Source organism: Streptomyces sp. NPDC088812, assembly GCF_044750285.1.
GTDB lineage: Bacteria > Actinomycetota > Actinomycetes > Streptomycetales > Streptomycetaceae > Streptomyces.
In genome coordinates this window covers 602780-627129 of the sequence record NZ_JBIVJP010000001.1, presented here as the reverse complement: position 1 = coordinate 627129, position 24350 = coordinate 602780, and the positions used below count along the sequence as shown (strand labels likewise).

Here is a 24350-nt window from a genome sequence, read left to right as displayed (position 1 = left end):
CGACGGTGAGGCCGGGGGTGCGCACCCCCGGCCTCACCGTCGTGCCGTCACACGCTCTTCGGTGACGCCGGCACCGCACCACGGGCGTGGAGGGTCTCCGGCGTACGGAAATCGCCGGGGCCGACGGCCCGGTCGGTGCGGTACAGCAGGAACACCGCGACGAGACAGACCGCGGCGGCGGCCCCGAACGTCCCGAACACGCCCCGCGCGCCGCCCGCCGAGATCGCCGTACCGCCCAGTGTCGGGCCGAGGAAGGCGCCGATGCAGGAGGTTCCGTTGGACCACCCGAGGGCGGCGGCACGGACGGGCAGCGGGTAGATGTCGGCGGCGGTCGTGTGCACGAGGTTCATGGTGGTGTGACCGCCGATCCCCATGAGGGCCACGCACAGCGTGGTGGTGGCGACCGACACCGGCAGCACCAGTGCTCCGCCCAGACCGAGCACCGTACAGGCGCCGGTGGCCACCGACAGCCGCGACGCCCCGTACCGGTCCGCCGCCCACGCCCCGGCGAAGGAGCCCGCCACGGCGGCGCCGGTGAGCGTGAACGTGAACAACAGGGCCGCCCGCAGCGAGTACCCGAGGTCCGTCATCGCCTCCGCGGCCCACACGTTCAGGCCCTGCCACGCCACCATGTTGGCGATGGCGCAGAGGGCGACCACGAGCGCCACGGCCGTGCCGCGCCCGGTGAACAGCGCCGCCGTCTTCTGCCGTCCGGTCCACCGCCGTGCCGCGCGTTCCTGCGGGCTGTCCGCGGGGATCGGCGTGCGCACGACGGCCAGCAGGATCACCAGCGCGGCGCCGGCGCCGATCAGGAACATCGGCCGCCAGCCGAGGGCCGGCAGGACCGGGACGGCCAGCAGGGACGCGGCGACCCCGCCCAGCGGAATGCCCGCCATGGTGATGGTGACGACCAGCGAGGCGCGCCGCGACGCCGCGTTGTTGCGGGCCAGGGTCATCGCCGTGGTCAGCGCGCAGCCCACCCCGACGCCGGTGAGGAAGCGGGCCCCCGCCAGTGTCACCACCCCGACGGAGGCGGCGGTCAGCGTCGCCCCGACCGCGAACAGGGCGATGGCGAGGACGAGAACGTGCTTGCGGCCGGCCCGTTCGGCGATCACCGGTGCCAGCAGGGAACCGGCGATCGCGCCGATGTACACCAGTCCGCCGACCAGGCCGGTCTGCGAGTCGGTGATGCCCAGCGACGCGTCCTCGAGCAGCAGCGGGACGACGGATCCGAAGACGATGAGGTTGAAGCCCTCGATCACCGTGATGATCATGCAGAGCGCCACGACCGCGGGGTGCGATCGGGTCTCCGCCTCGGACTGGGATCCGGTGGATGCCTGGGATCCGGTGGGCGGCTGGGATCCGGTTGATGCAGGGACATGCATGCGGCTCTCCAGATGTTCGGGCGCCGGTGGCGCTCCAAGGTGCCGACATGCTGGGGAGCGGGGCGTACGCGCGTCCCGCTTCTGTCCCGGATTCCGGGACAGAAGCGGGACACACCCCCCGGCTGCTTCCGTAGCGTCTTCCGCGGGACGCAGACGGTCTCCGGAGCCGCACCGGAAACCGGTCCCCCGCCGCACGGCCCCTTCCGGGGCGTACGGCGGAAGTCGAGCCGCGCCCTGCCCACACGTCGTGTCCGCCCGCCCCGCCCCTGCCACAGCCGCAGCCGCAGCCCCGCGCAGAAGGCCACCGTCCCGGCGGTGGTCCCGGCTCCGCAGCCGGCTCACTCCCCAGCCGCCGCCGTCCGTCCCGGACGCGCCACAGAACGGAGACCGCAGTGCACGCTGTCGAAGAAGACGCGTTCCCTCCGGCCGTCGACGTCACGATCGTCGGTTTCGGCCCCGTGGGGAAGCTGCTCGCCATCCACCTGGGCCGGCGCGGCCACCAGGTCCTCGTCGTCGACCGCAACACCGCCGGCTATCCGCTGCCCCGCGCGGTGACCCACTGCTCGGACTTCGCCCGCATCCTGCAGTCCGTGGGCCTGTCGCCCGACACCGTTCCCGCCATCACCCAGCCCTACGACGACATGTACGTCTGGCGCGACGGCGAGGGCCGGACCCTGGTCGAGGTGGACTGGAGCGGGCGCGGCGAATCCGGCTGGTACAACACCTACTTCTTCCACCAGCCGTCGCTGGAGGACGCGTTCGACGACCTGATCGCCCGGATGCCGAACGTCACCGTGCGCCGCGGCTGGGAAGCCGTCGCCCTGGACCAGGACGCCGACGCCGTCACGCTCACGGTGCGCGGCGACGCCTCGGGCACGGAACGCACGGTGCGGTCGGCGTGGCTGGTGGGCGCGGACGGCGCCAACAGCAGGGTGCGCCGGTGGGCCGGCCTCGACTGGCACGACGAGGGCTACTTCTACGACTGGCTGGTCGTCGATGTGAAACCCCGTCCCGAGCTGCGCTTTCCCCACATCGCGGCGCAGAGCTGCGACGCCCGCCGGCCCTCGACGATGGTGCCGGGCGGCCCCGGGCGCCGCCGCTGGGAGTTCATGCGGCTGCCCGAGGAGAGCCGGGAGTCGCTCAACAGCGCCGAGACCGCCTGGAAGCTGCTGGCGCCGTACGGCCTGACCCCGGCCACGGCCGAGCTCGAACGGCACTCCGTCTACACCTTCCAGGCCTGCTGGGCCACCGAATGGCGGGCCGGCCGCGTCCTGCTCGCCGGGGACGCCGCCCATCTGATGCCGCCCTTCGCCGGGCAGGGACTCGGCGCGGGCGCCCGCGACGCGATGAACCTCGGCTGGAAGCTCGACGCCGTCCTGCGCGGCCTGGCCGGCGAACGGATCCTGGACACCTACGGCTCCGAACGCCTCCGGCACGCCCAGGCGTTCGTGGAGTTCTCCATGGATCTCGGCAGGATCATCTGTCTCACCGACCCGGAAGCGGCCGCGGCACGGGACGCCCGTATGACCGCCGACTGGAACATGGGCATGAAACCGCCGGCGCCGCCCCGCCCGGGACTGGGTCCCGGCCTGCACGAGGGTCCGGCCGGAGGTTCGCTCGCCCGCCAGGGCCGTGTCCGGCGGGGCTCCGGCGACCCGGTGATGTTCGACGACGCCTTCGACGGGCCGGCGGCCGTCGTCGCGCGGCACGCCGCGTCGCTCACCGCGCTCCCCCAGGACCTGCACCGCCGCCTCGACCGGCTCGGCGTCAGTCGCGTCGCCCTGCACGGCGTCGGGGACGCCGACGTGAGCGTGGTGGAGGACGTGGACGGCACCTACGCCTCCTGGCTCGACGAGCTGGCGGCCGACGTGGTCCTCATCCGACCCGACTTCCACGTCTACGGCACCGGTGCCGCCGGCCGGGCGGCGGAACTCGCCGCCGGTTTCGTCGACCGCCTGGCCGCGCCCCGGCCGCTGCCCGTCCACTGACCGTCCGCCGGCTCTCCCCGGCTCCGCACGGCACGTACCGCATCACCAGCACGCGCACGAAGGGCTCCTCCACCATGTCCTCCTCCGCCCCCTCGCACGACAACGACATGACGCGGCACGACGCCGGCACGACCCGGCACGACGACGGCGTGGTCCGGCGCTACGACGGCCTGCCGCAGCCCGACAGCGACGTCCCACAGCCCGACGGCGACGTCCCACAGCACGACGGCGACGTGTCGCAGCACGACGAGCGCAACGACACGACGCGGTCCGGCGCACTGCGGGGCATCCGGGTGCTCGACCTGTCGCGCATCCTGTCGGGTCCGCTGGCCACCATGGTCCTGGCCGACCTCGGAGCCGAAGTGATCAAGGTCGAGAACACCCGGACCGGTGACGACACCCGCCAGTGGGGTCCGCCCTTCCAGGGCGACCAGGCCGCCTACTTCCTCTCCGCCAACCGCAACAAGCGCGGAATCGCCCTGGACCTCAAGTCCCCCGAAGGCCTGGCGGTGGCACGCCGTCTGGCCGACCGGGCGGATGTGCTGGTCGAGAACTTCCGCCCCGGCACCGCCGAACGCCTCGGACTCGGCTACCAGGAACTGGCCGCGCGCAACCCACGCCTGGTGTACGCGTCGATCTCCGGCTACGGCCAGACCGGGCCGTGGGCGTCCCAGCCCGGCTACGACGCCATCGCCCAGGCGCAGAGCGGCATGATGAGCATCACCGGTGAGCCGGGACAGCCGCCGGTCCGGCCGGGGGTGGCGACCGCGGACATCGGCGCGGGCATGTGGGCCGTCATCGGCATCCTCGCGGCGCTCCACGCGCGTCGGCACACCGGGCAGGGACAGCTCGTGGACGTCTCGCTGCTGGACGGGCAGCTCTCCTGGCTCACCTACGTCGCCCAGGGGTGGTTCGCCACCGGGCAGCCGCCCCGCCCGCACGGCTCGGCCCACCCCACGATCGTGCCGTACCAGGCGCTGCCCACCGCCGACGGACACCTGATGGTGGCCGCGGGCAACGACAAGCTGTGGCGGCTGTTCGCGGAGACGGTGGGGTGCGCCGACCTGGCCGACGACCCGCGGTTCGCCACGAACCCCGACCGGGTCCGCAACCGGGACCAGCTCGTCCCGCTACTCGAGGCCGCCCTCCGGCGGCGCGGCCGGGAGGAGTGGGCCAAGCTGCTGGAGGCGGCGGGAGTGCCCTGCGCACCGATCGCCACCGTCGCCGAGGCGCTGACCGGCCCGCAGGCGGAGGCCCGCTCGATGGTCACCGAGCTGGACCACCCCACCCTCGGCCGGCTGCGCACGGTCGGCTCACCCCTCAAGCTCAGTGACACCCCGGTCCACCTGCGGACCGCCGCGCCGCTGCTGGGCCAGCACACCGACGACGTGCTCGCCGAGAACGGATACGCCCCTGCCGAGATCGCCGCGCTGCGCGCCACCGGAGCCGTCCGATGACCGGCACCGCGCGCGTCGGCCTGCGGCGCGAAGGGCCCGTGGCGACCATCAGGGTGGGCAACGGCCGGCGTGCCAACGCGCTGGGCGTCGACGACTGGCGGGCCCTCACCGAACTCCTCGACGGCCTCTGCCAGGACCCTTCCCTCGGCGCGGTGGTGGTCACCGGGGGCGGCACGGCGACCTTCAGCGCCGGATCCGACATGCGCGAGTGGCTCGGCGCCGATCCCGAGCGGATCGACGCGTCCTTCGCCGCCATGGAGGAGGCCCTCCGCGCCGTGGAGCGCCTGCCCGTGCCCGCCGTCGCGCGGGTGTCCGGGGCGGCCGTCGGCGCCGGCTGCCAACTGGCCTGTGCGTGCGACCTCCGCGTCGTCGCGGACGAGGCGCGCATCGGCATGCCCATCGCGCGCTGGGGCATCCTGGTGCCCCCTGCCTTCGCGGCGCGGCTGGCACTCCTGACCGGTCCGGCCCGGGCGCGGGACCTGCTCTACACCGGACGTCTGGTGGGCGGTGCGGAGGCGGTCGGCATGGGGCTGGCCACGCTGAGCGTGCCCTCGGCGGAACTGCGCACCGCCACCGACCGCCTGCTGGCGGCGATCACGGAGCATCCTCCGGCCGCGATCCGTGCCGCCAAGCGCTCCCTGGACCAACTGCTCGAACCGGTACGCGACCATGTGTTCAAGATCCCGGCCGGTCCGAGCGCCGACTACGACAGCATGCAGTCGGGCCTGTCCCTGTTCCTGTCGCGCATCGCGGGAGCCGAGCCCGACGGGCAGCGGTGACGAGGGGTCACGCCCGACAGGTCACGGACGGCGGACGGCGGGCGGCGGACGGCGGGCGCCGGGCCGGGCGGCCGGTCAACAGGACAGGCCGCCGGGCGGTCAGCGGGCCGAGCCGAAGTCCTGCGTCCAGTAGTTGCCGGGCTGCGCGAGTCCGACGCCGATCTCCTTGAAGTCGCAGTTCAGGATGTTCTCCTTGTGGCCGGGGCTGGACATCCAGCCCGCCATGACCTCTTCGGGGCTGGAGTATCCGTAGGCGACGTTCTCGCCGTAGGAGCTCCAGCTGTAGCCGGCGCGCGTGAGGCGCTCCGCGGGATCGGAGCCGTCGGAGCCGGTGTGCGACATGTTGCTGTGGGACGCCATGTCCGCGCTGTGGTCCTGGGCGGCCTTCGTGAGCTTCGCGTTCAGGGTGAGCGCGGAACAACCGGCCTTGCTGCGCTCGCTGTTGACGAGGGCCACGACGCGCGTCACCGCGTCGGACGCCGTGGCCGCCGCGTCGGTGGTGTCCGCGGAGGCGGCGGCGGTCGCGGCGGGGTCGGCGGCCGCCGTCGCGGCCGGCGCGGTGGCCGCCTCGGAAGCGGACGCGGAAGCCGACGGCTGTGCGGTCGGATCGTCGGACGTCCACCGCTGGTTCCAGGACGCGTTCGTCGCGTTCTGCCACTGCCCGGAGGACGCGGCGCTCTCGGTGGCCTCGGCGCTCGGGTCATCGAGACACGCCATGGCGGCGGTCGGTACTGCCAACGCGCTGAGTGCGACGGCAGCGATGGCTATGTGGCGGTGGCGCGTCGTCCTGCGGTGCTTGCTCATACGGTCCCTCGCTCGGTCGTCTCCAGGCGCCCCCGGCAGACTCGGCACTGCATGGACGCTGTGCCTGACCTGCGGTGACGCCGCCTGGGGCCGTCATTGTTGAACCTGTGTGAGCGAGCGGCAACGAAGGTCGCTACTACCTGCCTTCGTAGGCGCCGGAGCTCCTTGAATCCGGCGCGCAGGTGTGCTGACCCGTCCCCACCGCAACGGCGACGCGGCCTGACGCTCCGCCAGCAGGCCGCCTGCGCGGGGCGGGCAGCACACAGCATCCGGATCGGGGCTCCGCCGCCGCATCCTGTGCGCCGTATGTCTGTTTCGGTAGCCAAGATCCACCTATGTCGCCCGCGTGCCATGTACTACCGGGCAACGTTGATACGAGAACGCCATGTGACGGATGTCACTGCGCACCGCTGCAACCATTCCCGGACCAGCGCGTTCGCGGGTACCGCGCCGGGCGTCGCCCCGACCGCCGGACACCTGACCCGCCGCGACCACCCCCGCACCGGCATCCTCGTCCGCCCCCTGGTCCGGGAGTACGAAGCGGACGAGGACACCTGGGCGGCGGGCCTTCCCCACCGGCCCGAGGCGTGCGCCCGGCGAGGGCACCCGGCCTCAGGCGCAGATGAGGTTCCTGACCTCCTGGAAGGCCTCGCACTCGGCCTTCTGGTCCACCGGCAGCTGGTAGAAGCCGGCGGTGATCTTCGGCACCGACGGGATGACGGACAGGCGGAACTTCCGGCCGTCCGTCGTCGAGATGTGGAAACGGCCCTGGAGGTCGCGCTTCTTCACGGCACCGCGGTTCGCGTCGGTGATGACGACCGGCGTGCCCGCCGAGACCCGGCCGCCGTCCTCGTCGACCGGGACTATGACGAGTTCGGTGCTGCCCGGTCTGAAGCCCACGGCGTAGTTGTAGACCGTGGTGCTGCGGTAGACGATGAAGTTCCGCTCCTTCATGTCCGAGGCGTAGACCTTGGTGTAGCCCGCACCGCCGGGCACGGCGGCGTCGAAGGCCGCGTGGATGTCCGCCTTGAGCTGTTCCTTGCTCACCACTGTGTGCACTCCTCCTCGTGAACCGAAAACGGCTGCCCGGTGCCGACACCCGCACGGCACCGGGCAGCCGCGGTCAGCACGGCCCGCGCTGACCGCGAGGTGGCTGAACCCGCGTTGACTGTACAGCTAGCCAACCAAAACACCCAATCCCAAGTGCCCTGCCGGGAAGCGGAGTTCAACCGCCCCGCCCGCACGTCGGACCACCGGCCGGACGACCGTGCGCGCAGGTCGCGGGGGCTGGGCCCCGGACCCGTGACGGGGTTCCGGGGCGGGACGGCGACAATGGTCGTGCCGGGGTGGACCAGTCCGGCGCGGGACCAGGAACGAGCGGGAGTGGGGTGGCACGTGTCGCCACGGTCGGCGGAGGCCAACGAGGAACTGCGGGCGCAGTCGCGGGAGAGGATCCTCGCGGCGGCCCTGGAGGTCTTCGCCGAGAAGGGGTACCACGACGCCACCATCTCGGAGATCACCACACGGGCCGGCGTCTCCCGCGGTCTGCTCACGTACTACTTCCCCGGCAAGCAGAACCTGGTGGACGAGCTGCTCGACCGCTATCTGGACGGGGTCTCCGCGCTCGTGGAGGTGACCGGCACGCCCGACGAGCGTCTGGCCGCGATCATCGACGGGGTCATGGCCCTGGCGGTCGCCACGGTTCCCGTCCAGCGGATCACGCTCAGTCTGGTGATCAACCCGGCGACGCATCCCCTGTTCGCGGCGGCCGAGTCCCGCAAGGAGGAACGGGTGGTGGCCCTGGAGGACGGACTGCGCGCGCTGTTCGCCGCCCGCGGGGCCGAGGACCCGGCGGTCGAGGAGGTGCTGCTGCGCAGCGTGCTGGAGGGCGTGATCTTCAAGACCGCCGTCTACGGCGACCAGTACCCGGCCGAGCCGATACGCCGCCGCCTGTACGCCTTGTACGGCCTTCCCGCACCACGGGCCGACCTCCTGCCCGGCGGCCCGCCCCCCACGGGCCGGATGCGCGCCGATCGGGCACTCGGCGGTTAGGTCCTGTCGTCGCCTTCCCGTCTCGCCCTGAGAACGGCGACCTGCCCTGAGAACGGCGACGGGGCCTGAGAACGGCGACGGGCCTGGCGCGAGCAGTTGCCCCGGCAGCGCCGTACGCAGGCCGGGGCCGGCGTCGACGGCGCCGGGCCGGGGGTGGCGGGGGCCGGCCGATCAGCGGACAGCGGCCCGTCCGCGCGGCGTTGTCGGTGAGTACGCCACGCGGACGGGCCGCTTCTACGGTGCTCCTCCGGCCTCAGGGTCCCGGTACCGGCTGCCCGGCGGGTCCCGGTACCGGCTGCCCGGCCGGAACGGCGACGGTGCGCGGATCACCGCCGACGCCACGTCATGCCTGGGGCACGGGCCAGCGGCCGGCCGTCTGCGATGCCGGCGGCCCGACGCGCCGGGCCGCCGGCATCGCGGCGGTCCGTCGCCCGGTCGCGTAGTGGGCCGCGAGGTCCGGCACCGGTGCGTCGACCCACCGGCCCACGGCCATCTCCGCGGTGATGCCGGGACCGAAGCCGGCGATGATGCCGGGCGCTCCGTCCGGGGCTCCGCCTTCCTCGAACAGTCGGCCGAGGGCGTCCAGGACGACGGCGCTGGCGATGTTCCCGTACTGGGTGAGCGTGGCCCTGCTGTGGCGGAAGGCCTGCGGTTCGACGTCCAGGAAACGGCACAGGTCGTCGAGGATGCGGGGGCCGCCCGCGTGGATGATGTAGAAGCCGAGGCGCGAGGCGTCCCAGCCGTGTGCGGCGGCGAGATCGCGCAGGACCGGGGCGAGCGGTTCCATGGTGGTCGGTACGCGCTTGTCCAGCCGGAAGTGGAACCCGGTCGGCTTGACGGCGTAGGAGATCCACTTCTCGGTGTGCGGGATCAGGTAGGACGCGTTGCGCTCCAGGCCCAGCCCCCGGCCGCCCTGGCCGCGTACGACGGCCGCCGCGACCGCGTCGCCGAACAGCCCGTCGGACAGCAGCGATCCGATGTCCAGGTCGGTCGGCTGGTAGCACAGGGAGCAGAACTCGCAGGACACGATGAGGACGTTCTTGCCGGGGTGGGCGACGCAGAAGTCGTGGGCCCGGTTGATCGCCGCGCCGCCGGCCGCACAGCCCAGTTGGGCTATGGGCAGTTGCCGGGTGTCCGGACGGAAGCCCATGCGGTTGATGAGCCAGGCGGTCAGCGACGGCATCATGAAGCCGGTGCAGGAGACGTAGATGATGGCGTCGATCTCGTCCGTCGCCAGCTCGGCGTGGTCGAGGGCGCGCCGCACGACGTCGGGGACCCGCTGTTTGGCCTGCACCTCGTAGATGCGGTTGCGTTCTTCGAAACCGGGGTGGCGCAGGGTCTCCTCGATGGGCTGGATGATGTGGCGCTTGCTCACCCCGGTGTTGCGGATGAGCCTGAGCACGAGGGCGAGCTGATCGTGGCCGGCGTGCTGACGCTCCGCCAGGGCGAGCGTCTGCTCCGCGGTGATGATGTGCTCGGGGACGTTGACGGCGGGACGGCACAGAACGGGCATGGGACGGAACCTTTCACTCTGCCGGACAGGCACGCGACGGACCGGTTTCCCCGGTCGGCGCACCTCTGCGTGGCCGACGGCGCTGCGACACGCGCGCACGGGAGCGGCTCCCTCGAGGGGAGGCCGGTGATCAGCAGGAGCGGCTAGCGGCCACGTGACGGTGACCGGGCCGCCTCCGCACAGCGGGACGAGCAGCGGCTGCGCCGTGGGAAGGCTGCCGCGGTGGCGACGTTCCCGGTCGGGGCGGTCAGGACGGTCGGGGCGGTCGGCGCGCAGCTCAGCGCGGCGGAAACGATCAGCTTGAGCCTCACGGCCATGAACGACTCCTTCATCGAGGCGTCGGATGCTGTCTCCTGCTGAGCGTCGGCATGCAACGTGATGACCTCCGGTGGGCCTCGTACCTCCCTACGAGTAAAAGCCCCTTCCCCCTGCGAGGGTGAATCGGAGTGGCCTGAACGGGTGATTCCGGGATCCGGCGGCGGTCTTCCCAGCGCCGTCGGTGGCGCCCGCACCGAACCCGGGCGACACTCCGCCCGCACACCCGCAGCCCGCCAAGGCCGCGAAGGCCCGGCCCCGCCACCGGCATGAGAAGCGGCGAGGACCAGCGCGCCGTCCGGCACCCGCGCCTCCGGCACCCGCGCCGTCCGGCGCACGCGACCCGCCGACCAGCACGGGTGCGTGCGGAACACGCCGGACGCCGTCGATCCGCACACGCCGAGGAGAGATACGGGCGGGCCGGCTCGAGAGACACGACAGCGGCGCTTGCGTTCCTCCGAGGGGCGGAGGCGCCGCTGTCCTGTGCCGTTCCGGTGCTCGCCCGCTCCGTGTGGCTGGGACGACGGATCATCGAGGGAATGACCGTCGGCTCGGTCAAGTGAGCCACACGACAGGGGGAACGACGACCATGAACACCGGCGCCCGCGACCTGAAGTTCCGTCGACTCGCCGCCGAACTGAGGCAGCAGGTGCTCCGGGGGACCTGGCCGGCCGGCGGACGGCTGCCCACCGAGAAGGCGCTCGCCGAGGCCAGCGGCACCTCGGTGAGCACGGTCCGCCGCGCCGTGGACGAACTGGTCGCCGAGCAACTGGTCGTGCGCCGGCAGGGCTCGGGCACCTTCGTCGCGCCGCCGAGCACACCCGCTCCCGGGCGGGCGCTGGTCGGCGTCCTCGTGCCCGACACCGCGTTCTACTACCCGAAGGTCCTCCAGGGCATCGAGGAGACCCTGTCCGCCGCCGGCGCCCGGCTGCTGCTCGCCTGCTCCGGCTACGACCAGGCCCGCGAGTCCGAGGACCTGCGGGACATGCTGGACGCGGGCGTCGACGGACTGCTCGTCGTCCCCACGCTGCTCGGACCGGAGCCCGCCCTCACGGTCCTGGCACGGCTGGCGTCGCTGCCCGTGCCGACCGTCCTGGTCGAGCGGCGCGACCCCTCCCTCGCCGCCACCAACACCTCCGTGTGCACCCATCACGAGGCCGGCGCCTACGACGCGGTCCGCCACCTCGCCGGCCTCGGCCACCACGCGATCGGTCTGGTCCTGCGCGACCAGAGCCCGACCACCGCTCCGGTCGCCGACGGCTTCCACCAGGCGGTGTCCGAACTCGGCGCGCGGCACGTGGAGTTCCGCGCCGGCCGGGAGGAGTGGTCCCCCGCCGCGGCCGACCGCTGCCTGGCCGCGCTGACCGCCGCCGGCGCCACCGCCGCCGTGTGCTTCGGCGACCGGCAGGCCGCGCTGCTGCTCGGCGCGGCCCGCCGGGCCGGACTCTCCGTCCCAGGCGACCTGGCCCTGGTCGCCTACGACGACGAGATCGCCGACCTCGCCGACATCCCGCTCACCGCGGTCGCGCCGCCCAAGCACCAGCTCGGCCGGATCGCCGCGCAGACGCTGCTCCGGCGGCTCGACGAACCCGCCGTACCGCGCGGCCGGATCCTGTTGCGTCCCACCATCACCGTCCGGCAGTCCTGCGGAGCGACGTCCGGGCCCGCCGGATCCACGACGTGCGAGGAGAACACCCCGTGACCGGCATCCGGCACGGCCTGACCGGCGCCGGCACCGTCGGGGCCCTGCGCGCGGAGGCCGCCCGCGTCACCCCGGGCACCCGGGCGACCGCATCCCCGGAAGGACGCTCCCGATGACAAGCAGCCGTCCGCCGCCCGCCCAGGTGGTCGCGGTCGACCTCGGCGGCACCGGCATCGCCGGTCGACGCACCGTCAGGCCAGGGCTCACCCCGTCATGGACGACCGGCGACGACCCGGCCCATGGCCGCGGACAGTGCCGTGTCGTCCAGGTCGGTCGCGGCCCAGGCGACGTGACCGTCGGGGCGGACCAGGGCGGCGCGCACGGTGCTCCAGGCGGCCGGGGGACGGTCGAGCGTACCGGTGTGGACGGCGAGCCCGGGCAGCGCGCGGTCGCCGAGTGCGCCGTCGGCCGTGAGGTCGAGCAGGAGGTACGCGTCCGGGCGCACCAGGGCGAACAGGCTCCTGTGCGTACCGGTGAAAGCCAGGTCGGGGGCGCGGGTGCCGGTGAGCGGGTGGGCTGTCGGGTCCGCGGTGGGGTAGCGGACGGCGAGCGCGGTGAGCCGTTCGGACAGGGCGTGACCGAACTCCGGCCGGTCGGCGATCATACCGCTGAGCAGGGAGCGCAGGGCGAGGCCCTCGGGTGTGAAGGCGGACATCAGGGCGGTCTGGGCGCGGCTGTGTTCCGCCAGCTGGATGCCGACCGGGTGGCGTTCGGCGTGGTAGGTGTCCAGCAGGCCGTCCGGGGCCCAGCCGTTCAGGGTCGCGGCCAGCTTCCAGCCGAGGTTGTGCGCGTCCTGGATGCCGACGTTCATCCCGACTCCCCCGGCGGGGAAGTGCTGGTGGGCGGCGTCGCCCGCCAGCAGGACGCGGCCGCGTCGGTACGTGGCGGCCACCCGGGTGGCGTTGCCGAAGCGGGAGAGCCACGACGCGTCGCGCATGCCGAAGTCGTCGCCGGTGACGGCGACGGTCTTGCGCCGCAGCTCCTCCAGGGTGAGGTCGCCCGGCCACTCGGTGGTGAGGCTGTCGGGGCTGACCCCGACGATGCGGAACCGACCGCCGGGCAGCGGCGCGACCATCACCCCGCCCCGGAGGGTGAAGGTGCCGAAGCCGGGCGGCGGCGGGTTGTCGAGGGTGACGTCGCCGAGCCAGCCGAGGACGGTGGAGGGCGTGCCGGGGAAGTCGACACCGGCGGTGGTGCGTACGGTGCTGCGGGCGCCGTCGCAGCCGACGAGGTACGCCGCCTCGGTCTCGTATGGTCCCTCCGGTCCCTCCACCCGCACGGTCACCGACTCCGCGCGCTGGGTGAACCCGGTGACGCGATGCCCGCGCTCGATGGTGGCGCCCAGCCGGAGCGCGTGTTCCTGGAGCAGTTCCTCGGTGCGGGACTGGGGCAGGGCGAGGGTGTACGGGAACGGGGTGTCCAGTGCGCGGAAGTCGAGCCGCTCGTCGAGCAGGGCGAAGTGGCCCGCCGGGACCGGCAGGCCCTCGGCGAGGAACGGCCGGTGCGCCTCCCGTGTGGCCAGGACCTCGATGGTGCGCGGGTGAACGGTGAGCGCCTTGGAGCGCTCGTCGATCTCCCCGCGCTCCTCGACGACGGTGACGGAGATCCCGCCCAGCCGCAGCTCGGCGGCGAGCCAGAGGCCGACGGGGCCGCCTCCGGCGATGACGACGTGGTGCCTGTCCATGAACCCACCTTCTTGGTCGGTGACCAATAACCTGGGTCCGCAGTAAACTAGGTCAGTGACCAATAGGCAAACGGGAGACCGTCTCGAACCCGGCACCGTGATCCGTGCCGCGCTGGAACTGCTGGACGAGAAGGGCCTGGACGCGCTGTCCACACGGGCGGTCGCCCAACGGCTCGGCGTACGGATGAACACCGTGCTGTGGCACGTGAAGACCAAGGCCAGGATGCTGGAGCTCATGGCGGACGCGGTCGTCGGCGAGATCCCGCTCGACGACCTGCCGGCCTCACCGGACCGGCGCGCCCGTGAACTGGCCCGCCGCTACCGCCGCGCCCTGCTCGCCCACCGCGACGGCGCCGCACTCGTCGTCGGCACCTACGCCGCCGAGCCGCACACCCTGCGTCTCGCCGAGACCCTCGTCGCCGCGCTCCTGGACGACGGACGGAACGAGCGCGAGGCCGCCTGGACCACCTGGACGGTCATGTACTTCACCCTCGGCCTCACCCAGGAGGAACAGGCGGCGGAGCGGCAACCGCTGGGCGACCGCCTGGCGGACGCGGTCTCGCGGACGAGCCACCCGGCCCTCCACCGCGCGCTCGGCCACCTCACCTCCACCGCCTTCGAGGAGCGCTTCGAGTTCGGCCTGGCCTCGATCCTCGCCCCGCGGTGAGCGAGGCGGCCGCCCGGCCATGGCGACGTCGAGGACGGCCGGGTGACGACGGGGCCCAGGGGCACCGTGGCGAGGAGCACGAGCGCGCTGATCGAGACGGCGGTGCTCGCGGGGCCGGTGTCCCGCGCCGCCGCAAAGGTGGCGATGAGGACCGTGCGATAACCTCCCCCGGGGACGACGGACCCGCGGGGGAAGAGGCAGGGGATGACAGAGTCGACGCGCACCTCCGCCCGGAGCGGCACGCGCGCGCGGTACGCCAACGGGGAGCGCAGGCGCGCCGAACTCGTGGCCGCGGCCTTCCGGGTGTTCGCCGAGAACGGCTTCGAGCGGCTCTCCGTACGCCAGATCGCCGAAGCGATCGGCACGAGTCACACGCTGCTGCTGCACCACTTCGGCTCCAAGGCCGCGCTCCTGGAGGCCGTGCTCGCGCGCCGCGAGGAGATCGAGGGGCCGGGGCGCCTCGCGCTCATGGAGAACCGGGGCCTGCTCGACACCGTGCCGGAGGTCATGCGCCACAACGCGGAGATCCGGGGTGTCATCCGGCTCGACGTGACGCTGCGCGCCGAGGCCGACCGGCCGGAGCACCCGGCACACGACTTCATCCGGCGCAGGGACGCCGACTTCGTCGGCTCGGTCCGCACCGAGCTCGAACGCGAACTGGACGCCGGCCGCCTCAGGCCGGACCTCGACCTGTCCGTCGTGGCCCGCCAGATCACCGCGCTGATCGAGGGCATCCAGGTCGCGTGGCTGCACGACGAGACGATCGACATGGCCGCCCACCTCGAGGCGTTCATGTCGCTGATCAGGAAACCCCGGTAGCCGAGCGGCCTCAGCCCCGCCTCCGGTCGGCCTCGCCGCGGAGAGGGGCGGACCGCCCGTGCCCGCCTGACGGCGGACAGCACTCCGCCCCGCCGGCTGTCGCCGGCGGGGCGGAGGCAGATGTCGCGTCCGCGTCCCGGACACAGCGGGACGGGGGCGACGGGCCGGGGCGTCAGCCGGCCGCCGGAGCGGCGGCCGGCTGCGGCTCGGTGGAGACGCTCTCCACGTCGTCGACGGGGGAAGCCGTCGCGGTGTCGTACTTCGTCCGGTCGAGGATCTTCTCGCGGGCGGAGACGAGGACCGGGACGAGGGCCTGGCCCGCGACGTTGGTGGCGGTGCGCATCATGTCCAGGATCGGGTCGATCGCGAGCAGCAGGCCCACGCCCTCCATCGGCAGGCCGAGGGTGGACAGGGTCAGCGTGAGCATGACGGTCGCGCCCGTCAGACCCGCGGTGGCCGCCGAGCCGATCACCGAGACGAACGCGATGAGCAGGTACTCCCTGATGCCGAGCTCGACGCCGAAGATCTGGGCCACGAAGATCGCGGAGATGGCCGGGTAGATCGCCGCGCAGCCGTCCATCTTGGTCGTCGCGCCGAACGGGACGGCGAAGGAGGCGTAGTCCTTCGGGACGCCGAGGCGGATCACCGACTGCTGGGTGACCGGCATGGTGCCGACCGAGGAGCGGGAGACGAACGCCAGCTGGATGGCGGGCCAGGCGCCCTTGAAGAACTGCAGCGGGCTGAGCCTGGCGACGAAGGCGAGCAGCAGCGGGTAGACGCCGAACAGCACCAGCGCGCAGCCGATGTAGATGTCGGCGGTGAAGGTCGCGTAGTTGCCGATCAGGTCCCAGCCGTACTGGACGATCGCGCGCCCGATGAGGCCCGCGGAGCCGATCGGGGCCAGCAGGATCACCCACCACAGGGCCTTCTGCAGCAACTCCAGGACGGACTCGGAGAGGGCCAGGACGGGCTGGGCCTTCGGGCCGATCTTGAGGATGGCGATGCCGGCCACGACCGCCATGAAGACGATCTGCAGGACGTTGAGCTCCGTGAACGGTGTGATCACGTCCGTGGGGACGATGCCGGTCAGGAAGTCCAGCCAGCTGCCGGCGTGGTCCGGCCTGGCGCCGTCGGCCGGGGTCAGGTCGGAGCCGGAGCCCGGGTTGGAGACCAGGCCGATGGCGAGGCCGATGACCACCGCGATCAGCGAGGTGACCATGAACCAGAGCAGGGTGCGGCCGGCCAGCCGGGCCGCGTTGTTGACCTTGCGCAGGTTGGTGATGGACACCGTGATCGCGAAGAAGACCAGCGGGGCCACGGCCAGCTTCAGCAGCTGCACGAAGATGCCGCCCACCTTGTCGAGGGTGGTGGCGAGCCAGGACACGTCGTAGGTGCGGGCGACGTAACCGAGCACCAGGCCGACGACGAGGCCGAGCAGGACCTGGGCCCAGAACGGCAGGGGTATCCGGAAGCCGGGCTTCGCGGGCTTCGGATCGGCGGTGTTCGCGGACACGGACACACTCCAGTGAGGACGCGCGGGGATGAACGGGGAAGGGGACGAGCGGGAGGAAGGCAGGCGCGGGGCGGCGAGCGTGCGCAAGCGTCGACGACGGCGCCCCGGGGCTCGGCGAGAGAGCGCCGATCAGGGGCGACAGGCTGCCGACATACGGCGGCAGAGGTCGATGTGCAGACGAGCCACGAGCGGCACGCTCACGACCGAGGGGCCGGCGCTCTGGGCGGCGGCTGCACGGTGGGCGGCTTCTGTCTTCACACAGAGAAATTAACACTTGCACTTTCAGAACATCAAAGTCGTTCTTTGGAGCCCCTCCGCCGAGCGTCTGCGTCCCCGCCCCGTTCGGGGCTCCCGGGGCGCGGGGCGGAGGGGCGGCGAGGGCTACGGCCGCCCGGTCACTCCCGGGGTCGCTCGGCGTCGTGGCCGGCGCGCATGCTCGCCGCGGCGCCCAGGAGCAGTGTGACGGAGAGCATGGTCAGCGGTGCGGTCCAGGTGCCGGTGGCGGTGTGCAGGGCGGCGGCGACGGCCGGGCCGGTGGCAGCGAGAAGGAAACCGCAGGTCTGCGCCATGGTGGACAGGGCGGTCACCTGCTCGTGGTCGCCGCCCCGGCGGGCGTGGAGCACGCCGGGCAGTGCCTGTCCGGCGCCCAGGCCCACGCCCAGGACGACGACCCACACCATCGAGGTGCCGGCCGGGGCGAGCAGAAGCCCGCCGAGCCCGCGCGCGCAGACCAGGGCGGTCACCAGGATGTGGGGGCGCTGGTCGGCGCGCCGGGCGGCGAGGACGGGGGCGGCGAAGCCGCCGCCGGCGACGCCGCAGATGAGGAGGGCCTGGCCGGTGCCGGCGGCGCCGCTGCCGAGCCCGGCCTGGACGAGGACGGACGGCAGCCAGGCGAGCGTGGTGGAGAACGCGAGGGTCTGCCCCCCGAAGAAGGCGGTGAGGCTCCAGGCGACCGCGGTCCGGGCCACGTGGGGGCGCCCGGCCCGCGCGGTCCCGGCGGCCGGAGCGGGGCGGGGCGCTCGGTGGCGCAGCTGCGGGTGGCCCGGCCGTCAGGTCCGCGTCACGGTCCCGGGCCGCCGGCCGACTCCTCGCGGTAGAGGCGCGGGGCCACTCCGGTCACCTTGCGGAACACCCGGCTGAAGTACGCGCGGTCGCGGAAGCCCACCGCGCGGGCCACGCTCTGCACGCTGTCGTCGCTCAGCCGCAAGCGCTCCGCGGCCCGGCCGATGCGCACCCGGGTCAGGTACTCCCACACCGTGAGGCCGTAACGCTGCTGGAAGAGCTTGCCCAGGTGGTCGGGGCTGACTCCGGCGGCCTGCGCCACCTGCCAGCGGGAGATCTGCCGGCGCCAGTGCTCGTAGAGGAAGACCAGGGCCTCGTCGAGGACGTCCCGGGACCGCGCCGGCGGCAGGCCGCCTTGCCCGGCCAGGTCGCGGACGAGCGCGGCCGCCTCGTGCGGTGTGAACACGTCGAGGTCGAGCATGAGCAGCGCCGGGTGCGGGCGGCTCCGGCGCGCGTCCTCCGCCGTCAGCCCTTCGTGCCCGGCGACGACGACCGGACACAGGGCGCGGCCCGCACCGTCGTACAGACGGTCCACGACGTCCAGCCCCCGCAGATCGGGCAGGGCGCGCTCCAGCACCACCAGCCGCGGCCGCTCCTCGGCGACCAGGGCCAGAACGGCCGTCGCATCGGCGACCACCCGCGTGGGGTGGTCGGGCAGCGCGGCCTCCGCCAGCCGGCGCATCGTCTCCCGGGACTCCCGCGAGCCGCCGGCGACGATCACGGGCGCCGCGAACCCGTCGGGCCGCAGGGCCCGCAGTACCTGCCGCAGATCGGTGCCGTGCGCGCCGAACAGCAGGAACGGCGTGTGCCGCAGCGCGGGATGGTCGTGCAGTCGCTGCACCGCCCGCCACTCCTGCGGGCGGTCGGGCAGCGCGTCCCACACGACGGCCGCGGGGGTACGGTGTTCGACCGAGCGGATGAGGTCGTGCAGGGAGTCGGGCCGGGACTCCTCCAGTCCGTGCCGGACCAAGAGGTCCGCCACGTCCGGGGCGAGGGGGCCGGGCGTGAGGACGAGGAGCGGCGCCGCACCGCCACCGGTCAGGTGCGCCTGCCCGTCCGGCGCCGGCAGGGGAAGGTGCAGGACGTACTCCGGCCGGCTGTCGGTGCCGGAGAGGGTCAGTGCCCCACCGTGCATCATGGCCAGCCGACGGGCCGTGGTCACCCCGACGTCGAACGGCTGACCGGGGCGCGGGCACGGTGCGCGGGCGTCGGGGACGGCCACGGTGATCCGTATGCCGTGGGGGGTCAGGACGGCGGTGACCTCGGGCGGGCTCACGCCGGCCCGGTCCGCGGCGGCGGACAGCACGTTGTGCAGGATCTGCCGCAGCCGTGTCTCGTCCACCCACACCGACGGCAGCCGCTGCGGCAGGTCGAGCCGCCAGCGCAGGGCCGCCGGCCGCGCGGCCGCCGCCGTCGTACAGGCCCGCGCCAGTAAGGGCAGCGGGTCCGTCAGCCGCCGGGACAGCACGAGGTCACCGGCCTCCGAGCGGGCCAGGTCCAGCAGGTTCTCGATGAGGTACAGCAGCCGGGCCGCCTCCTGGCGGACCCCGGTGAGCGCCGTCCCCGGATCGCCGCCGTGCTGGAGCATGGCCTCCACCGGGGTGCGCACCTCGTCCGTGACGTGGGTCAGCAGCCGTGCCTGGAAGCGGCTGGCCTGCTCGGCCGCGTCCCGGGCCCGGCGCACCTCGTCGAAGAGGCCGATCGCCTTCAGGGCGGCGCTGATCTGGTCGCCCAGTTCCCGGTAGAGGGCGCCGTCGTGGTCCACGGCCTCCGTGCGGGTCGCGTCGAACACGGCCACACCGAGGTGTTCGTCACCGATGTGCAGGGGTTCCAGGACGAGTGTGTACCGGTCCTCGCGCGGCAGCAGCGCGTCGGGCAGCAGCAGGCCGGCCGGGAACGCGGGTTCGCCGAGCGCGCCGGAGACCGCGGGGGTCCGCTCCCCCGCACGGTTCAGGACCGTGCGCGCCATGCCGCGCACGGCCGGGTCGGCGGAGTCGTGGGCCCGCTCGTACAGGACGATCCGGCAGTGCGGGACGCCGGGTTCGGTGAGGTGCCGTTCCAGGACGTCGGACAGCCCCTCCAGGTCCACCACCGTGGTCAAGGCGGTGCCGAACTGCCGTAGCCTGCGGGCGCGTCGGGTCTGGGACCAGCGTTCGTACTCCAGCAGCGCGCGCGACCGCTCGGCCGCGAGGAGGCGGGCCCGTCCGAACAGGAGCTCACCGGCCCTGCGGCGCGGCCGGGGCAGGGCGTCCACCACGTCGCGGCGGGCGCCTTCCAGCGCCTGGTGCCAGCGGTCGACCTCGGCCTGGGTACCGGCGTGCCCGCGCAGCAACTGCTCCACGAGCGTCAGGAAGGCGCCGGGCCGGTCACCGGGGTCCGCTTCCCCGCTCGCGGCCGCACGGTCGGCCGGCGCTTCGGCGGCCGGGACCGACTCGGCCCCGTCGCACGGCGGTTCCCCGTCGCACGGCAGTTTCCCGTCGCAGGGAAGTCCCCCGTCGCAGGGAAGTCCCCCGTCGCAGGGGAGCTCGGCATGGAAGGCCGAGGCGAGCCGGGCCCCCGCGGACGGCAGAAGTGAGTCGAGGGCCGCCCAGCCGACGTGCGGCGCCCGCGCGTGCGGGGCCGCCGGCCCCGGGGACACGGCCGCGGGAACCGGTGGTGAGGTGCCGTACGCCGAGGGGTAGGGGCAGCCGCAGGAACGGCGCGGTACCAGGGTGGCCGGGATGGTCGTGCGGTTGGGTGGCCGGGTGCCGCGCAACCGGGCGACGAGGGTGTCCACCGCCAGCGCGCCCAGTTCCGCGAAGGGCAGGGCGACCGAGGTGAGGGGCGGGTCGCCGAGCCGGGCCTCGGGGGAATCGTTGAAGCCGACCACCGCGACGTCCTCCGGGACCCGCACCCCCCGGTCGGTCAGATAGCGCAGCGCTCCCGCGGCGAGGACGTCGCTGCACGCCAGCACCACGTCGAAGTCGACGCCCGGGACCAGCCCGCGCGCCTCGATCAGTGCCCGCATCGCCGAGGCTCCCGCCGACGCGGCGAAGTCGACGGCGGCGCCCACGAGGGTGTGCTCGTGCCGGATGCCGTGGTGGCGCAGGGCGTCGACGTAGGCGCGGTAGCGCTCTTCGGAGACGGGGTGGGCGAGCGGGCCGCGGATGCAGGCCGGCCGTCGGCGGCCGTGCCGTACGACGAGGTGTCCGACCAGTTTGCGCATGCCCGCGTGCGAGTCGATGGACAGCACGTCGGTCTGGTCGCTGAGCGGCTGGTTGAGGCTGATCAGCGGCAGATGGGCCAGTCGCCGCAGCAGACCGCGGGCCCGGGGGCCGCCGGAGGGCAGGCCCAGGGTGGAGCTCCAGCACACGACGCCGTCGAGTCTGGCGGGTCCGGCCAGTTCGTAGAGTTCGCTGCGGGCCACGTCGCCGTGGAGCAGGTTCCCGCCGGGGAAACAGACCAGGTTGACGTGGTTGCGCCGGGCCGCCGCGCAGACACCGGACCACAGGGTGGCGCCGACCCCCAGGTGGATGTTGGCGGTGAGCAGTCCCACGGTGAGCGGCCGGTCCGGTCCGCGCGGCGGGTCGGCGGCGCACAGGTCTGCGGCCATCCGCGCCCCTTTGCTCGCCCTCCGCCGGGGTCCCCCACGGCGCCGGCGCCGACGGGGCATGGGGGAACCTAGAGGAGGAGGTGCCATGGGGCAAGACCGGTGACACGGCGGTCACCGGTCCTGCCCTCGTGCGGGTGGTACGGGTCAGATCCGTGGTGCGGGTCAAGCGCGGTGTGCGGCTCAGGTGCGGTGGTGCTGGTCAGGTGCGGTGGTGCGGCTCAGATCTTGCCGACACCGGCGCCCGCGGTCACCGTCGCCTTGACGCTGCACGCCGACTCCGCGGTGTAGCTGTACGGGATCGACGCCACGGACCCACCGGTCTGCCCGGCGGTCGAGTTGACGAAGCAGTTGTTCTTCGCCGCGAGCGAGCCCTCGTCGGAGTCGCCCTCACCGAGGTGGTAGGTGTCGTCGGTGTTCTCGAAGTAGTTGCCCTCCACGAGCACGCCCGCGTTCTCGGTCGAGGCCACTCCGTAGGAGCCGATGTCACTGAAGTAGTTGTTCAGCACGTGGACCGGGTTGCCGAAGCGGACGCGCGGGTTGCGCTGGGTGGTGCCGTCGAACCAGTTGTGGTCGTAGGTCACCTTCAGCTTGCCGGTGTCCTCGCTGGAGTTGTCGTCGGAGTGGCCGAGCAGCATGTTCTTGTCCTGGTCGTGGGTGCGGTTCCAGGACACCGTGATGTTGGTCGAGGCGCGCTTGATGTCGACGGCTCCGTCGTACGCGTCCGAGATGTCGTTGTGGTCGATCCACACGTTGGTGGAGTACTGGACGTTGATGGCGTCGTCGTTGGAGCCCGTGAACGTCAGGTTCTGGATGATCACGTTGCTCACGCTGGCGACGTTGAGTCCGCTGCCCGTGATCTTGCCGGCGGTGCCGACGCCGACGATGGTCTTGTTCGAGGCGACCTTGGTCATCGACGTCAACGCGATGGTGCCGTTGACCCGGACGGTCTGGGTGGTGCTGCTCTGCACCGCTGAGATGAAGGCGGAGGCGGTGGTGACGGTCACCGTGCTGCCGCCGGCCCCGCCCGTGGTGGCGGCGCCGAAGCCGACGGGTCCGGCGGCCGCGATCGCCGTCGAGTCCTCGGCCGCGGTGGACCCGCTGGCCGTGCTGGCTCCGATCAGGGCCAGCGCCGCGGCGCTCGCCGCGGTGGCTCCGGCCAGGGTGAACCGTGCGCTCGTCCTGCGCATGTGGATCTCCGTCCGTGGGGTTGGGGAGAGGTGTCGTGCTGTGGGGGGTGCACCACCGGGGCCGCGCGGTCGGCTCGCTGCGAGACTAGTGCGACGGTTGTGGACAATGACGTGCCGTCGGTGGACGATTGCGTCCTTCTGCCACGGAAAGACGGAGCGGCGGTTTCCGGATACGCCGTCCTGATCAGCGGCTCGGCCGGCTCCCTCCTGGAGCCGGCCGCCCGGCGCCGATCACACCGGGGAGCTGAGAAGCTCGCGCGCCTTGTCGACGGCGGGGTCGCGGCCGTTGGAGATGTCCGCCGCGGTGAGCGGGACCCGGTGATCGACCGGGACGCCGATCCCGTCGACCTGCTCGCCGTGCGCGAACGTCCGGTACAGCCTGGGGAGGAGCAGCACGGTGTTGTTGTCCAGCCGGTAGCCGACCTGGAGTCCCGAGGCCTCGCCCCTGGTGCGCTCGCCGACCACCTCGCCCAGCCCGAGGTACTTCACGTTGGCGACGAAGTCCTCGCAGGCGGAAGCGCAGTCACCGTCGGTGACGACGGACAGCGGCAGGTTCAGCAGCGGCACCGAGTCGTCGGTGCGGTTCTCCGTGCAGTGGTTGTCGAGGTCGCAGTCCCTGCTCATCAGCTTGCCGTGCACGAAGGAACTGATCAGCTGGGTGGTCTGCTCGACGCGCCCGCCCATGTTGCCCCGCACGTCGAAGACGACGCCGCGCAGCTGCGTGGTCTCGCGCAGCTTCGCGATCTGTGCGAGGACGTCGTCCGCGACATCGGGTATGTAGAACGAGGGCAGCACGACCTTGGCGATGTCGCCGGGCAGCAGCGTGACGCTCATCGCCGCGGTGGATCCGGAGGTGATGACGTCGGGCCGCATCTCGACCGTCCAGGTCTTTCCGGTGGCCGGGCGTTCGACCGTCAGCCGCAGCGTTTCCTCGCCGGACGTCGGGCGGAGGGCGCCCAGTGAGCCCGCGTTGAGGATGCCGTCGGTGACCACGGGCACACCGTTGACGGCGACCATGATGTCGCCCGGCAGCAGTCCCGCCTCGTCGGCGGGCGAGCCGGGCACCGTCAGCTTGACGTACAGCGGCGGTGTCGCGTCCTTGATGTTGGCGGGGGTCTCGCTGCCCGAGGAGGCGTCGAGGATGCCGTAGCCGTACCGGGTGGGCGCCTCCGCCGGCGGCGTCGGGCGGCTGTCCCAGCCGGCGTGGTTGTCGTCGAGGCTGCCGAGCATGCCCCGGATCACGGCGCTCGCCAGGATCTCCCGCAGGTCCGCGTCGGCGGACAACGCGTCGAGCACGCCCCGGTACGCCTGGGCGAAGGAGGCCCAGTCGCGCTCCCGGTGTCCGGTGAGCTCACCGAGCGTCGCCTCGGGCCGGTCGAGACCGCGCTGCTGCAGTTCCACGGTGAACTCCGCGAAGGCGTCCCGCAGGAGCACCCGGGTGTCCAGCCGCGAGCCCCGGTAGTGGTGGTCGAGGACGCACCGGTACACCTGGTGCAGTGTCGTGACCGTGGTCGGCGTCGACGCCGGCAGTTCGGCGGGGTCCTGGTCGCTGGGCAGTTCCTGGCAGAGCGCGGGCGCGTCGGACTGCGCCGAGGCCCGGCTCACGGTGCCGGCGTCGGCCGCCGAGCCGGCCCCGACCACGAGGGCCGAGATGCCCAGGGCCACGCCCCACTTCGGGACGCGCCGCAGGGACGTGCCGCGCCTGGAGCGCTTGCGTCGGATCCGGAACGTTGCCGTGGTGTCGCTCAAGACGTCCTCCGTGGACAGAGTGGTGGGCGAGGTGCTCGGGCACTGCCCTCAGGCTGGCCGGCACGGCGTCGGATCCGGGTGA

The 24350-nt window shown here is 73.1% G+C and carries 18 protein-coding genes; 8 read left to right on the top strand and 10 right to left on the bottom strand.

Features of this window, described 5'->3' with window-relative positions:
* Nucleotides 1-47: 47 nt before the first annotated feature.
* On the bottom strand, nucleotides 48-1286 hold the full coding sequence (locus tag ACIP67_RS02730; RefSeq protein WP_401686255.1) for an MFS transporter: 1239 nt from the start codon (nucleotides 1284-1286) through the stop codon (nucleotides 48-50).
* Between the two features lie 491 nt (nucleotides 1287-1777).
* On the opposite strand from ACIP67_RS02730, the gene ACIP67_RS02725 reads away from it, so the two are divergent.
* The 3 genes from ACIP67_RS02725 to ACIP67_RS02715 all read left to right on the top strand — a co-directional run bounded on the left by ACIP67_RS02725 (nucleotide 1778) and on the right by ACIP67_RS02715 (nucleotide 5609).
* Nucleotides 1778-3373, top strand: coding sequence for a bifunctional 3-(3-hydroxy-phenyl)propionate/3-hydroxycinnamic acid hydroxylase (locus ACIP67_RS02725; RefSeq protein WP_401686252.1), 1596 nt, complete (start codon nucleotides 1778-1780; stop codon nucleotides 3371-3373).
* A 74-nt stretch (nucleotides 3374-3447) separates the two neighbouring features.
* Nucleotides 3448-4830, top strand: a complete 1383-nt coding sequence (locus ACIP67_RS02720) for a CaiB/BaiF CoA transferase family protein (RefSeq protein ID WP_401686249.1) — start codon at nucleotides 3448-3450, stop codon at nucleotides 4828-4830.
* A complete protein-coding gene (locus tag ACIP67_RS02715; RefSeq protein WP_401686247.1) occupies nucleotides 4827-5609 on the top strand; it encodes an enoyl-CoA hydratase/isomerase family protein in 783 nt (260 codons plus the stop codon). Before ACIP67_RS02720 ends, ACIP67_RS02715 begins: the two co-directional genes overlap by 4 nt.
* A 99-nt stretch (nucleotides 5610-5708) precedes the next feature.
* On the opposite strand, the gene ACIP67_RS02710 is transcribed toward ACIP67_RS02715, so the two are convergent.
* The gene (locus tag ACIP67_RS02710; protein WP_401686244.1) at nucleotides 5709-6413 is read right to left on the bottom strand and encodes a CAP domain-containing protein; all 705 of its coding nucleotides are present in this window, start codon (nucleotides 6411-6413) and stop codon (nucleotides 5709-5711) included.
* Nucleotides 6414-7025: 612 nt separating this feature from the next.
* Entirely contained in the window at nucleotides 7026-7460 is a 435-nt protein-coding gene (locus ACIP67_RS02705; RefSeq protein WP_401686241.1) for a hypothetical protein, read from the bottom strand.
* 348 nt (nucleotides 7461-7808) lie between these two features.
* On the opposite strand from ACIP67_RS02705, the gene ACIP67_RS02700 reads away from it, so the two are divergent.
* Nucleotides 7809-8465: a TetR/AcrR family transcriptional regulator gene (locus tag ACIP67_RS02700; protein WP_401686238.1), complete on the top strand. Its 657-nt coding sequence runs from the start codon at nucleotides 7809-7811 to the stop codon at nucleotides 8463-8465.
* A gap of 343 nt (nucleotides 8466-8808) precedes the next feature.
* On the opposite strand, the gene ACIP67_RS02695 is transcribed toward ACIP67_RS02700, so the two are convergent.
* Complete coding sequence (locus tag ACIP67_RS02695; protein WP_401686235.1) at nucleotides 8809-9978, bottom strand: type III polyketide synthase; 1170 nt, start codon at nucleotides 9976-9978, stop codon at nucleotides 8809-8811.
* Between the two features lie 222 nt (nucleotides 9979-10200).
* On the opposite strand from ACIP67_RS02695, the gene ACIP67_RS02690 reads away from it, so the two are divergent.
* Nucleotides 10201-10338 (top strand): hypothetical protein, encoded by a 138-nt coding sequence (locus ACIP67_RS02690; protein ID WP_401686232.1) that lies wholly within the window; start codon nucleotides 10201-10203, stop codon nucleotides 10336-10338.
* Nucleotides 10339-10882: 544 nt separating this feature from the next.
* Nucleotides 10883-11995 carry a LacI family DNA-binding transcriptional regulator gene (locus tag ACIP67_RS02685; protein ID WP_401686229.1) on the top strand — a complete coding sequence of 371 codons (1113 nt, stop codon included), beginning with the start codon at nucleotides 10883-10885 and terminating at the stop codon, nucleotides 11993-11995.
* 211 nt (nucleotides 11996-12206) lie between these two features.
* On the opposite strand, the gene ACIP67_RS02680 is transcribed toward ACIP67_RS02685, so the two are convergent.
* Nucleotides 12207-13679 carry an FAD-dependent monooxygenase gene (locus ACIP67_RS02680; protein WP_401686227.1) on the bottom strand — a complete coding sequence of 491 codons (1473 nt, stop codon included), beginning with the start codon at nucleotides 13677-13679 and terminating at the stop codon, nucleotides 12207-12209.
* Between the two features lie 55 nt (nucleotides 13680-13734).
* Between ACIP67_RS02680 and ACIP67_RS02675 the strand changes: the two genes are divergently transcribed.
* Together ACIP67_RS02675 and ACIP67_RS02670 are read left to right on the top strand one after the other, a co-directional pair.
* Nucleotides 13735-14346 (top strand): TetR/AcrR family transcriptional regulator C-terminal domain-containing protein, encoded by a 612-nt coding sequence (locus ACIP67_RS02675; protein ID WP_401686224.1) that lies wholly within the window; start codon nucleotides 13735-13737, stop codon nucleotides 14344-14346.
* Nucleotides 14347-14550: 204 nt separating this feature from the next.
* A complete protein-coding gene (locus ACIP67_RS02670; protein WP_401686221.1) occupies nucleotides 14551-15165 on the top strand; it encodes a TetR/AcrR family transcriptional regulator in 615 nt (204 codons plus the stop codon).
* A 172-nt stretch (nucleotides 15166-15337) separates the two neighbouring features.
* On the opposite strand, the gene ACIP67_RS02665 is transcribed toward ACIP67_RS02670, so the two are convergent.
* The 5 genes from ACIP67_RS02665 to ACIP67_RS02645 all read right to left on the bottom strand — a co-directional run bounded on the left by ACIP67_RS02665 (nucleotide 15338) and on the right by ACIP67_RS02645 (nucleotide 24268).
* Nucleotides 15338-16678 carry a dicarboxylate/amino acid:cation symporter gene (locus ACIP67_RS02665; RefSeq protein ID WP_401686218.1) on the bottom strand — a complete coding sequence of 447 codons (1341 nt, stop codon included), beginning with the start codon at nucleotides 16676-16678 and terminating at the stop codon, nucleotides 15338-15340.
* A gap of 395 nt (nucleotides 16679-17073) precedes the next feature.
* A complete protein-coding gene (locus ACIP67_RS02660; RefSeq protein WP_401686789.1) occupies nucleotides 17074-17709 on the bottom strand; it encodes an MFS transporter in 636 nt (211 codons plus the stop codon).
* A 29-nt stretch (nucleotides 17710-17738) separates the two neighbouring features.
* On the bottom strand, nucleotides 17739-21332 hold the full coding sequence (locus ACIP67_RS02655; protein WP_401686215.1) for a substrate-binding domain-containing protein: 3594 nt from the start codon (nucleotides 21330-21332) through the stop codon (nucleotides 17739-17741).
* Between the two features lie 218 nt (nucleotides 21333-21550).
* Nucleotides 21551-22519, bottom strand: coding sequence for a polysaccharide lyase family 1 protein (locus ACIP67_RS02650; RefSeq protein ID WP_401686213.1), 969 nt, complete (start codon nucleotides 22517-22519; stop codon nucleotides 21551-21553).
* Nucleotides 22520-22750: 231 nt separating this feature from the next.
* On the bottom strand, nucleotides 22751-24268 hold the full coding sequence (locus ACIP67_RS02645) for a S41 family peptidase (RefSeq protein WP_401686210.1): 1518 nt from the start codon (nucleotides 24266-24268) through the stop codon (nucleotides 22751-22753).
* Between the last annotated feature and the right edge of the window lie 82 nt (nucleotides 24269-24350).